This is a genomic window from Bacillus sp. FSL L8-0099 (assembly GCF_038006385.1).
Taxonomy (GTDB): Bacteria; Bacillota; Bacilli; order Bacillales; family Bacillaceae_G; genus Bacillus_A; species Bacillus_A toyonensis.
Map to the genome: position 1 here is coordinate 3,810,666 of NZ_JBBOVC010000001.1, position 12,507 is coordinate 3,823,172.

The following is a 12,507-nucleotide window of genomic DNA, read 5'->3' on the forward strand; positions in this document are numbered from 1 at the left end:
AAAAGTGCCTACTTTTTCTTTTTCCTCCACATCATATGTAATGTACGAGTTTGAGGTGATTGAAAAACAAAAAGCACATATGATTTATCAGCTTTATATATACAAAAAAAAGACGGCCGAAATGGCCATCTTTCACTCCGAATTTGAATGGTCAGATATATCACAAAGTATCATGTCATGCCCCACTTTCTTAATATCTCTCCATTCCACCCTTACCTCTTGTTGTCCTTTTTTAAAACCTCCCCATTTTGTAACAGGTATGATAAGCGCTTGTATTTGTCCATCGCTCTCATTAATTTCTAAATCTAGATGCCCTAAAATCCCCATTTTTTCCGCTCTTTCTAAATCTACAATTTCTTTACCACTTAATTCACTTAATCGCATACACTCTCCCCCTACCGAATTTTCAATTTAAGTTATCCATTATTAGTACCTATTCTGTATGTCTAAAAAAAATAACCGTATCTCATTTAAAAGAGATACGGTTATTTTCGAGTACATCACAAAAATCAATTATAGTTTTATTCCTTTTGGAAGTTTTCCATCTGGACTAATAAGTGCAGCAGAGAATTCATCCGTAAACATATTGCGGATTAACTCATCTACATTTTGTTTTGTTACAGTGTTTACACTTTCAATAATCTCATCAAGTGAACGATGCTTACGAAGCAGCAATTCATTTTTACCGTTACGGCTCATACGACTATTCGTACTTTCTAAACTTAACATTAAGTTTCCTTTTAATTGCTCTTTACTATTCATAAGCTCTTTTTCTGTAATACCTGTATTTTTCAATGTTTCTAGTGTTTCTTGCATCGTTTCATACAGTGTATCTAATTGTTGGCTACCTGTTCCACCGTACAGTGTTAACATACCTGTATCTTCATAAGAAGAGTGGTAAGAAAATACCGAGTAAGCTAACCCACGTTGCTCACGTACTTCTTGGAATAAACGGCTACTCATACTACCGCCTAAAACGTTATTTAATACGATTAAGTTATAAATATCTTCGTGTCCCATTTGTAAGCCTTTATATCCTAAACATAAATGAGCTTGTTCTGTTTCTTTTTTACGTGCTACCTTATTAAAATGGAAAATTGGGCTATGTACTTGTTCACGGTTTGTTGTTCCTTCATAACTACCGAAATATTGCTCTACTGTTTGTAAAAATGCTTCATCAATATTTCCTGCAACTGAAACAACTACATTTTCAGGTGTATAATGATCTTTTATATATTGACGTAGTGTATCACCTGTAAACGTATCAAGCGTTTCTTCTGTTCCTAAAATAGGATATCCAAGCGGATGCGTTTCATATGTCGCTTTCGTTAACATATCATGCACAATATCATCTGGAGCGTCTTCGTACATTTTAATTTCTTCACATACGACATTCTTCTCTTTTTTCAGTTCTTCCTCATCAAATGTTGAATTAAAGAACATATCTGCTAAAACATCTAAAGCATATTTAGCATGCTCATCTAACACTTTTGCATAGTAACATGTATATTCTTTTGAAGTAAAAGCATTTACTTGCCCACCAATGCTATCAAATGATTCCGCAATTTCGCGCGCACTACGTGTTTCCGTCCCTTTAAAGAACATATGCTCTAAAAAGTGGGAAATCCCGTTATTTTTTTCATTTTCATTTCTTGATCCTGCATGGATCCAAATACCAATCGCAACCGATCTTACAGTTGGTATGTTCTCCATAACTATTCTTACACCATTTTTACAAGTATATTTTTTAATCAAAAACTTTCCTCCTACTACCAGTTTCTCTAAATTAACGCTATTATTTAATGATAACAAGTTTAAGGATGAATGTCATGCAAATGTATTTAATCCACACGTTTTTCATCCAGTAATTCTGTTATATTCCCCACTCTATATCCTTGTTCCTTCAATTTTGTAATCATTGTATCTAATGCTTCTGCTGTAGATGAAGTAGGATGCATTAATACAATGGCACCTGAATGTATTTTTCTCATTACTCTCTGCAATAATACGTCTGGCTCTGGTCGCTTCCAATCAATTGTATCTACTGTCCACATAATCGTTCCCATTTGGAAATCATCTGCAATTTGTACGACTTCATCTCGAAAACTTCCACTAGGCGGGGCAAACCATCTTACTTTTTGATTCGTGGCTGCTTCTATCATTCGATTTGTTTTTTGTAACTGTTCTCGTATTTCATCAGACGATAATGTTTTCATATTAGGATGTGTGTAAGAGTGATTTCCAACTTCTTGATTTGCATCGACAATCATTTTTGCAAATCGTAAATTTTCTTTCACCCAACGTCCTTCCAAAAAGAAAGTTGCCTTCACATCATGTTTTTTCAATATCTCTAATATACGAGGCAAATACTCATTTCCCCATGCCACATTTATTGTTAATCCAACCATCTTTTTATTTGGATGTCCCCTGTAAATTGGGGCTGGTGATAAATCTGCTAAATGGACACTCGGTGATACTTCCTTGAATTCAAGATGTTTTTGATCAAATTTCTTTAGCTTCTTCATATTGTTATAGGATGCTTCAATATCGACTTGTCTTCCATTATATCCAGGTGTTGCTTTCCATATCTTATCAATGATCGCATTTTGAGGTGCAATCTCATATTGTTTTGCATGTTTTTGAATTTCTTCATACAAGTTATCCTGTGCAAAAACGGAATAAGAGCCTAAACTGACATATAAAAAAAATACACATATGTATGCCAATATACGAACTTTCATATAAACCCTCCCATTAACTAAATAAAAAATATTTTTCTTCTTATCTTTGTTAATTTGAGCGTTATAATGAAAACTATACCTATACTGACATAAAAATATGTGTACATCATGTTTTTTACATAACAAAAAAGCCAGTTGAACTGGCTTTTACTTATTGCTGCTCTTGTTTGTTTTCTTCTTTAGCAGCTTCTTTTTCTTGCTCTTCTTTTAGCAATACTTTTCTAGATAGATTTACGCGACCTTGCTTGTCAATCTCGATAACTTTAACTGTAATTACATCACCGATTTTCACAACGTCTTCTACTTTACCTACACGCTCAAGTGCAAGTTCAGAAATGTGAACTAATCCATCTTTACCGCTGAATAATTCAACGAAAGCACCGAATTTCTCAACACGTTTCACTTTTCCTTCGTAGATTTCACCTACTTGTACTTCGCGAACAATATCTTCGATAATTTTCTTAGCTTTGTCATTCATTTCTTGATTTATTGAAGAAATAAATACTGTACCATCTTGCTCGATGTCAATTTTAACTCCAGTTTCTTCAATAATTTTATTAATTTGTTTACCGCTCGGTCCAATAACGTCACGGATTTTATCTGGATTAATTGTCATTGTAATAATCTTTGGAGCGTAAGCTGATAATTCAGTACGTGGCTCTGCAATAACAGATAGCATATGATTTAGAATGTGCACACGACCAACTTTCGCTTGTTGTAATGCCTCTTCTAAAATTTCACGAGATAAACCATCGATTTTAATGTCCATTTGCAGTGCAGTTACACCTTGTGCTGTACCTGCTACTTTAAAGTCCATATCACCTAAATGATCTTCCATACCTTGAATATCAGATAAAATTGTGTAATGCTCACCAGATTTAACTAGACCCATTGCAATACCAGCAACTGGAGCTTTAAGTGGAACACCAGCATCCATCATTGCTAAAGTACTACCACAAATACTTGCCTGTGAAGTAGAACCATTTGATTCTAACACTTCAGATACAAGACGTACTGTATATGGGAAATCTTTTTCAGATGGAATTACAGGCTCAAGAGCACGTTCTCCTAGTGCACCGTGACCAATTTCACGACGACCTGGTCCACGCATCGGTCTTGTTTCACCAACACTAAACGATGGGAAATTGTAATGGTGCATGAATCTTTTTGATTCTTCTACACCAAGACCATCTAAAATTTGCACATCGCCTAAAGCGCCTAATGTACAAATACTTAATGCTTGTGTTTGTCCACGTGTGAATAAACCAGAACCGTGTGTACGAGATAAAATACCAACCTCTGATGCTAAAGGACGAATTTCATCACCTTTACGGCCATCTGGGCGGATTTTTTCAACTGTAATAAGACGACGTACTTCTTCTTTTACAATTTTATATAAAATCTCATTTACTTGTCCTAATGTGTCAGCGTCAGCTTCCTCAGCTTCGTAATGCTCAATTACACGCTTTTTCACTACGTTGATTGCATCTTCACGTGCATGTTTCTCATGTACTTGAATTGCAGAATGCATATCCTTCTCAGCCATCTCACGTACAGCTTGGTTAAGATCAGCATCGACTTCATATAGTTTTATTTCTAATTTCGCTTTACCTACAGCTTGTACAATCTCTTCTTGGAATACAATTAGACGTTTAATTTCGTCATGTCCAAACATAATTGCTTCTAACATTGTTTCCTCAGGTACTTGATCTGCTCCTGCTTCAACCATGTTAATTGCATCTTTTGTACCAGCTACAACAAGGTGAATATCACTTTGTTCTTGCTGTTCTACTGTTGGATTAATAACGAATTCGCCATTAATACGACCAACTGTTGCACCAGCGATTGGACCTTCAAATGGAATATCTGAAATCGATAACGCTAATGAAGAACCAAGCATAGCTGCCATTTCAGAAGAACAATCTTGATCAACACTCATTACAATGCTGACAACTTGTACTTCGTTACGGAAACCATCTGCGAAAAGCGGACGAATTGGACGGTCGATTAAACGACTTGCCAAAATTGCTTTTTCACTTGGACGACCTTCACGTTTAATAAAACCGCCTGGAATTTTTCCGACTGCATATAAACGCTCTTCATAGTTTACTGTAAGTGGGAAGAAATCTACATTTTTAGCCTCTTTTGATGCAGTTGCTGTAGATAGAACCGCTGTATCGCCATATCTTACTAATACTGCCCCGTTCGCTTGTTTTGCAAGCTGACCAGTTTCAACTGTTAGCTGGCGACCAGCTAAATCTATCGAGAAGACTTGCTTTTCTTGACTCATTTAAGTACCCCTCTCAATTTAAAGTATTCAATTCTTCTATGTAAATGGATAGTATATCACAATATTCTACCTCTAGTATTGCCGAAAATTAAGTAAGCTATAAAGCGTAGAAGATATATTTTTACCTAACAAAAAAGCGGGAATATTCCCGCTTCTTTGACTATCGACGTAAGCCAAGCTTTGTGATTAATTCACGGTAACGTGTGATATCGCTATTACGAAGGTAAGTTAGTAAGTTACGACGTTTACCAACCATCTTTAATAGACCACGACGTGAATGATGATCTTTCTTGTGAGTACGTAAGTGCTCGTTTAGAGTGTTAATTTGCTCCGTTAGGACAGCAATTTGAACCTCTGGAGAACCAGTATCAGTCTCATGAGTTCTAAATTGTGCAATGATTTCATTTTTACGTTCTTGTGTTAAAGCCATCCTATTTCACCTCCTATTAATTAAACCCCCAATTACCGAGCAAGCGTCGGTGAGTCGCAATGCCAAGCAATGGTTGTCATAAAGTACATAACATAGAATACTACTTTTCATTTGAAAAAGCAAGTATATTCTTTTCACTCGCAAAATATTCTTGTGCTGTTTTCTTATCTTTTGCGATTTGTTCAACTAGCTCATCAATACCATTGAATTTCTTCTCTTCTCTTATACGCATATGCCACTCAACTGTAACACTTTGATCATATATGTCTTTGTTGAACTCAAATAAGTGTACTTCAATAGATAATTGACGCTCATTTTCTTTAAAAGTTGGTTTATATCCAATATTACATACACCATCGTACCATTCATCGTGAACTTTTAATCTCACTGCATAAACACCTACAGGTGGCAATAAATACTCATCACTTAAACCTACATTAGCGGTTGGAAAACCAATTTGTCGTCCACGTTTATCGCCATGTACAACCGTTCCTCCCACTGTATAGGCTCTACCTAAAATAGATGGAATTTGTTCCATTTCACCATTTCGAATTAACTTTCGTAATGCTGTAGAACTTACCTTCTCTTCTTGAAATTCAACTTTTTCAATCACAGTTTGTGTAAACTCCCCTCTTGCATGAAATGGTAAAGTCTCCATCTTCCCTTTTCCTAAACGTCCATATGAATAATCAAACCCTGCTACTACATGCTTTACATTTAAACCAATAATATAATCATCTACAAATTGCTGTGGCAATAAACCTGCAAACGATTCATCAAATTTAATAACATATAATATATCGATTCCTAAGTTTTCGACTATTTTTTCTTTATCACGCATCGGTGTAATATACTCCACATGCGCTTCCTTTTTCCCTAAAACAACAGATGGATGGGGATGAAATGTCATAACTGCACTTTTATATCCGCGTTCATCCGCTATTTGTTTCGCAGTTCGAATCACACACTGATGCCCTAAATGAATGCCATCAAAAAATCCTAATGCCATTACAGTAGGTGGTAATTCTAATTTATTTTGTTCATGTGGATGAGTTAAATGAATAAGTTTCACGCTTGAATTCACCTTTTTCTGTAATAATCCTTCCAATAATTCATTATAGCTTTAGTTCTTGATTATTCACAAGTACTTTCATTGGCTTTAGCATACCAGGGTGTTTTGGATGATGCTCATAAATTGCTAAGCAACGGTCATTTTTATCAAATACTGTAATGAATGGTGCTGTTATTTCTAATTCATTCTTTAAGAACATACCATTTTTTATTTTTTCTGCTTGCTTTTCATCTACAACCATTTTTGGGAATTTACTTAACGCTTCATCAATTGAAATGAAGATAGACTCTACTGTTCCATTTTGCACGTTTTCTTCAATTTCTTCAAATGATATGCAATCTTCTAGTAAAAATTCACCAGATGCCGTTCTTACAAGATGGGACATGTGTGATGGAAAACCTAGTTTTTCACCAATCATTACTGCTAGCGTTCTTACATATGTCCCTTTACTACACGTTACACGGAAACGGAATGAAATGTTTTCCCCTTCAAACATTTCACGGTCATCAAGTAATACGAATTCATGAATTGTAATGGTACGAACTGGACGTTCAACTTCTTGTCCCGCTCTTGCATATTCATATAATTTTTTTCCGTTAACTTTTACAGCTGAAAACATTGGAGGCGTTTGTTCAATCGTACCTGTTAATGCTGCGAGAACTCCTTCTACTTCCTTACGAGTAATACTACGATCTACATTTGTCGTTTCAACAACTTCACCAGAAGCATCTTCAGTTGTTGTTGAAAATCCTAATGTTACTTCACCTTCATATGTTTTTGTTTCACTCGTTAAAAACTGTGCAATCTTCGTTGCTCGTCCAACACAAATCGGTAATACCCCTGTTACATCTGGATCTAATGTTCCCGTATGACCAATTCGTTTCTCACGTAATATCTTTCTTAATTTAAATACACAATCATGTGATGTCATGCCTTTTGGCTTATGTAATAATACTACACCTTCCATATATGTTCACCTCATCATAATTCTTTCATAATAATTATCCAAACTTATTTTTCATTGAAAAAATGGATAGACAAATGTCTATCCATTATTCTTCACGTTTACCGTCTTTATTAATTTCATGTAAAAGTGTATCAATTCGATGACCATATCCAATAGACTCATCAAATTCGAAAGAAATTTCCGGTGTTTTACGAAGACGAATACGTTGGCCGATTTCTGAACGAATGAAGCCTTTTGCCTTCGCTAAACCTTTTAATGTACTTTCTTTCTGTTCATCGTCACCTAAAACAGAAATATACACTTTAGCGATTTGTAAATCTCCACTCACTTGCACATCTGTTACTGTAACAAATCCGACACGTGGATCTTTAATTTTACGACTGATAATGTCGCCTAATTCTTTTTTCATTTGCTCGCCTACACGGTTTGCACGTAATTTCATAACTCTTCACCTCATTCAGTACCATTCCAATTGTGTTATCGTACGTTCAATTTCAGGAAATGAATCGATGTACTCAAGTACACGATTCATTTCTTTTTCACAGATAACACGATTTGAGGATACGGAAACAATTGCAATTTCTGTACGTTGCCATACATCTTGATGCCCTACTTCTGAAACAGCTACGTTATAACGCTGCTTCACACGAGTGAGCACCCTTTGCAAAATTGCTCGTTTCTCTTTTAAAGAATGCACATCGTAAATCATACACTCGAATGAGAGTGAAGCGATAATCATCGCTTCACTTCTTCCATAATATATGCTTCAATGATGTCCCCTTCTTTAAGATCATTATATCTCTCAATTGTAATACCACACTCATAGTTTTGTGCAACTTCTTTTACGTCGTCTTTGAAACGTTTTAACGTATCAAGTTGTCCTTCGAAGATTACTACGCCATCACGGATAATACGAACGCCACTATCACGTGTGATTTTACCGTCTATTACGTAACAACCTGCAATTGTTCCAACTTTTGTTACTTTGAACGTTTGGCGTACTTCCGCTTGACCGATTACTTTCTCTTCGAATTCTGGATCCAGCATCCCTTGCATTGCTGATTCGATTTCTTCGATTACTTTATAGATAATACGGTGTAAACGAACATCAACGTTCTCTAATTCAGCTGTACGCTTCGCATTCACATCAGGGCGTACGTTAAATCCAATTACAATTGCATTAGATGCAGAAGCTAAAATAATATCAGATTCTGTAATCGCACCTACACCAGTGTGAATGATTTTTACTTTTACGCCTTCAACATCGATCTTACGAAGTGATGCAGCCATTGCTTCAACAGAACCTTGTACGTCTGCTTTCACAATTAAGTTAATTTCTTTTACATCGCCCTCTTGGATTTGTTGGAATAAATCTTCAAGGCTTAATTTAGATTTTTCACCACGTTGAGCAACTAACGCTTCTTGTGCACGTGATTCACCGATTTGACGAGCTTTCTTCTCATCAGCGAATGCCATGAAACGATCTCCCGCTTGTGGTACTTCATTTAAACCTGTAATTTCAACAGGAGTTGATGGACCAGCAACTTTTACTCGACGACCAATATCACTTACCATTGCACGAACACGACCGAATGATGTTCCAACAACAATTGGATCTCCAACTCGAAGTGTACCGTTTTGAACAAGTAATGTCGCGATAGTTCCTTTACCTTTATCAAGCTGCGCTTCAATTACAGTACCAGTTGCATAGCGATTTGGATTTGCTTTATATTCTTCTACTTCACTCACAAGAAGAATCATTTCTAGCAAGTTGTCAATTCCCTCGCCTTGAATTGCAGAGATTGGTACGAAAATTGTGTCTCCGCCCCATGCTTCTGGAACCAATTCATATTCTGTTAATTCTTGCATTACGCGATCAGGATTTGCCGCTGGTTTATCCATTTTATTCACAGCAACAATAATTGGTACTCCAGCTGCTTTCGCATGGCTAATTGCTTCCACTGTTTGTGGCATAACACCGTCATCAGCTGCAACAACAAGAATTGTAATATCCGTTACTTGTGCCCCACGAGCACGCATCGTTGTAAATGCTGCGTGACCAGGCGTATCTAAGAATGTAATTTTCTTATCGTTTACTTCAACTTGGTATGCACCAATATGCTGAGTAATCCCACCAGCTTCGCCAGCAGTTACTTTTGAATTACGAATAGAGTCAAGTAAAGTTGTTTTACCATGGTCAACGTGTCCCATAATTGTAACAACAGCTGGACGCTCTTTTAAGTTTTCTTCATCATCTTGCTCATCGATGAATGTTTCGAATTCAGTTTCACTTACAACTACTTCTTCTTCTACTTCAATACCGTAATCAGTAGCAATTAACTCAATTGTATCTTTATCTAAGTCTTGGTTAATTGTTGCCATAATTCCTAGCATGAAGAGCTTCTTAATAATTTCAGACGGCTCTTTGCTTAATTTTTTAGCAAGCTCACCCACTGTAAGGCTTCCAGAGAAAGTAATTTTATCTGGTGTTTCTACAATTTGCGTTTGTTGTCTTCCGGCAAAGTTATCTTGACGCTTGTCTTCGTTATCTTTGCCTTTTTTCTTCTTCTTATTACTGTTCTTTTTACTGCGAACAACTTTCTCTTCTACTTCAAACTCATCTGCAACAGAAGGTTTTTCTTCTTGGTACTCATTATCTAATTTGTTTACTACTTCATCGTCTAACATTGTCATATGATTCGAAACCTCGATATTCATTTCTTTTAGTTTTGTCATAAGATCTTTACTTGAGATATTATGTTGTTTTGCATATTCATGCACTCGAATTTTACTCATACCTTCACCCCCGGTAATTTGTATCGAGCATGCTACGCAGCTTTTTCGCAAAGCCTTCATCTAACACAGCTACAACGACTCGCTCATCTCTCCCAATCGCATGCCCTAATTGTTGTCGATTTTCGACCTTTCTCATTGGTACGTTGTAATACGTCGTTTTATCCGTCATGCGTTTTGTTGTATTCACTGACGCATCTTCAGATAGCAACACAAGCTTTGCTTTGCCACTTCGTACTTCTTTTAAAACAAGTTCTTCACCCGAAATAATTTTCCGAGCCCGGTTTGCTAGTCCTAAAAACGATTTCCAATCGGACACTTATTTCGACTCCTTCTCAACAAGCTCAAGAAGCTCTTCGTATAGAGAACCGTCGATTTTCGCTTTTAGATGATGTTCCAAAACATTTTTCTTTTGAGCTTGAAGAATACTTTCTTTATCTTTCGATAAATAAGCACCTCGTCCTGATTTCTTTCCAGTTAAATCAATGGACACTTCTCCCTCTTTGGAACGAACAATGCGAACGAGCTCTCGTTTTGATTTCATTTCTTGCGTTGCAACACATTTTCGTAACGGAACTTTTCGATTGCTCATACTCATCACCTCTATTCGATTTCGTCTTCAACTGAATCGAATCCGAATGCGATTACGCTATCTTCTTCTGTTACAATACCTAGTTGTTTCGCATCAGACTCACTCTTAATATCAATTTTCCAACCTGTTAATTTAGCTGCAAGACGCGCGTTTTGTCCACGCTTACCGATAGCTAATGAAAGTTGGTGGTCTGGAACAACAACAGTTGTTGCTTTTTCTTCTTCATCTACAAGTACTTTAACAACTTGTGATGGGCTTAAAGCATTTGCAACATATTCTACTGGATCATTTGACCAGCGAACGATGTCAATCTTTTCACCTTTTAATTCATCTACAATGCGTTGTACACGTTGTCCTTTCGGTCCTACACAAGAGCCTACTGGATCAACATCAATGTTCTCTGCATGTACAGAAATTTTAGAACGATCGCCTGCTTCACGTGCCACAGAACGAATTTCAACAGTTCCATCATAAATCTCAGGAACTTCCATTTCGAATAAACGTTTTAAAAGACCAGGATGTGTACGTGATACGTAAATTTGTGGTCCCTTCGTTGTTTTTTCTACTTTCGTAATGAATACGCGAATGCGATCATGTGGTTTGTATTGTTCGTTTGGCATTTGCTCACTTACAGGTAATAAAGCTTCTACTTTCCCTAAGCTTACATAGATGAAACGAGCATCTTGACGTTGTACAATACCAACCATGATGTCTTCTTCACGGTCACTAAACTCCGAGTAAATAACACCACGCTCTGCTTCACGCACTCGTTGTGTTACAACCTGTTTTGCAGTTTGTGCTGCAATGCGGCCGAAATCTTTTGGTGTTACTTCAATTTCTAGTACGTCACCATCTTGATAGTTTGGATTAATTTGTCTTGCTTCTTCAACAGAAATTTCAAGACGTGGATCAAACACATTATCAACAACGTCTTTACGTGCTAAAACTTGAATTGTTCCCACTTCTGGGTTAAAGCTCACACGAACGTTTTGTGCTTGGTTAAAATTGCGTTTATAAGCAGAGATTAATGCTGCTTCAATCGCATCAATAATAATATCTTTGCTAATTCCTTTTTCTGACTCTAATACGAGCAAGGCATCTAACAACTCAGTGCTCATGAAGATCCCCCTTCTAACTAAAACGTAACAGCAAGTCGCGCATTTGCAACTTTATCCATTGGAATTTGGATTTCTTTTTTACGTGTTTTAATTGTTAATAATAGTGTAATTGTAGTACCATCGTAGGAAAGTAGCTTTCCTTCAAACATTTTTTCACCATCAATCGGCTCATATGTTTTAATTGCCACTTGTTTTCCTACCGCTTGCTGGAAGTCTTTCTCTTTCTTTAATGGGCGTTCTGCTCCAGGAGATGATACATCCAAAAAGTAAAGATGAGGAATTGGATCCTCTTTATCTAAAGCTTCGCTTAAACGTTCACTTACCGCACCGCATTCTTCAATGTCGACTCCCTTTTCAGAATCGATGAATACGCGTAAGAACCAGTCCTGTCCTTCTTTCACATACTCTACATCTACAAGTTCAAGATTTAACTCTTCAACGATCGGCTGCGCAAATGCTTCTACAACTTCTGTGACTTTCTTATCCATAAACAGCCTCCTTCCT

14 protein-coding genes are annotated in these 12,507 nt (G+C 36.7%); all 14 read right to left on the minus strand.

Annotated features, from left to right (window positions below; translation table 11 throughout):
- Positions 1 to 132: 132 nt before the first annotated feature.
- Positions 133 to 384, minus strand: coding sequence for a YlmC/YmxH family sporulation protein (locus MHH42_RS19185; protein ID WP_016109017.1), 252 nt, complete (start codon positions 382 to 384; stop codon positions 133 to 135).
- Between the two features lie 129 nt (positions 385 to 513).
- Positions 514 to 1,755, minus strand: a complete 1,242-nt coding sequence (locus MHH42_RS19190) for a M16 family metallopeptidase (protein ID WP_000592990.1) — start codon at positions 1,753 to 1,755, stop codon at positions 514 to 516.
- Positions 1,756 to 1,841: 86 nt separating this feature from the next.
- On the minus strand, positions 1,842 to 2,741 hold the full coding sequence (locus MHH42_RS19195; protein ID WP_000868234.1) for a polysaccharide deacetylase family protein: 900 nt from the start codon (positions 2,739 to 2,741) through the stop codon (positions 1,842 to 1,844).
- A gap of 151 nt (positions 2,742 to 2,892) precedes the next feature.
- Complete coding sequence (gene pnp, locus MHH42_RS19200) at positions 2,893 to 5,031, minus strand: polyribonucleotide nucleotidyltransferase (protein WP_016109018.1); 2,139 nt, start codon at positions 5,029 to 5,031, stop codon at positions 2,893 to 2,895.
- A 160-nt stretch (positions 5,032 to 5,191) separates the two neighbouring features.
- Positions 5,192 to 5,461 carry a 30S ribosomal protein S15 gene (gene rpsO, locus MHH42_RS19205; protein ID WP_001229392.1) on the minus strand — a complete coding sequence of 90 codons (270 nt, stop codon included), beginning with the start codon at positions 5,459 to 5,461 and terminating at the stop codon, positions 5,192 to 5,194.
- 100 nt (positions 5,462 to 5,561) lie between these two features.
- Entirely contained in the window at positions 5,562 to 6,533 is a 972-nt protein-coding gene (ribF, locus tag MHH42_RS19210) for a bifunctional riboflavin kinase/FAD synthetase (protein WP_000766714.1), read from the minus strand.
- A 43-nt stretch (positions 6,534 to 6,576) separates the two neighbouring features.
- Positions 6,577 to 7,500, minus strand: a complete 924-nt coding sequence (gene truB / locus MHH42_RS19215) for a tRNA pseudouridine(55) synthase TruB (RefSeq protein ID WP_000399360.1) — start codon at positions 7,498 to 7,500, stop codon at positions 6,577 to 6,579.
- 85 nt (positions 7,501 to 7,585) lie between these two features.
- Positions 7,586 to 7,942 carry a 30S ribosome-binding factor RbfA gene (gene rbfA, locus MHH42_RS19220; protein ID WP_000776439.1) on the minus strand — a complete coding sequence of 119 codons (357 nt, stop codon included), beginning with the start codon at positions 7,940 to 7,942 and terminating at the stop codon, positions 7,586 to 7,588.
- A gap of 15 nt (positions 7,943 to 7,957) precedes the next feature.
- On the minus strand, positions 7,958 to 8,239 hold the full coding sequence (locus tag MHH42_RS19225; RefSeq protein ID WP_000582364.1) for a DUF503 domain-containing protein: 282 nt from the start codon (positions 8,237 to 8,239) through the stop codon (positions 7,958 to 7,960).
- The gene (gene infB, locus MHH42_RS19230) at positions 8,236 to 10,296 is read right to left on the minus strand and encodes a translation initiation factor IF-2 (RefSeq protein ID WP_000036352.1); all 2,061 of its coding nucleotides are present in this window, start codon (positions 10,294 to 10,296) and stop codon (positions 8,236 to 8,238) included. Before infB ends, MHH42_RS19225 begins: the two co-directional genes overlap by 4 nt.
- A 4-nt stretch (positions 10,297 to 10,300) precedes the next feature.
- Entirely contained in the window at positions 10,301 to 10,612 is a 312-nt protein-coding gene (locus MHH42_RS19235; protein WP_001286525.1) for a YlxQ family RNA-binding protein, read from the minus strand.
- Positions 10,613 to 10,885 (minus strand): RNase P modulator RnpM, encoded by a 273-nt coding sequence (rnpM, locus tag MHH42_RS19240; protein ID WP_000071127.1) that lies wholly within the window; start codon positions 10,883 to 10,885, stop codon positions 10,613 to 10,615. It abuts the gene before it with no gap.
- 11 nt (positions 10,886 to 10,896) lie between these two features.
- Positions 10,897 to 12,003, minus strand: a complete 1,107-nt coding sequence (nusA, locus tag MHH42_RS19245) for a transcription termination factor NusA (RefSeq protein WP_000102596.1) — start codon at positions 12,001 to 12,003, stop codon at positions 10,897 to 10,899.
- A 17-nt stretch (positions 12,004 to 12,020) separates the two neighbouring features.
- On the minus strand, positions 12,021 to 12,491 hold the full coding sequence (rimP, locus tag MHH42_RS19250; protein WP_000359095.1) for a ribosome maturation factor RimP: 471 nt from the start codon (positions 12,489 to 12,491) through the stop codon (positions 12,021 to 12,023).
- Positions 12,492 to 12,507: the final 16 nt, after the last annotated feature.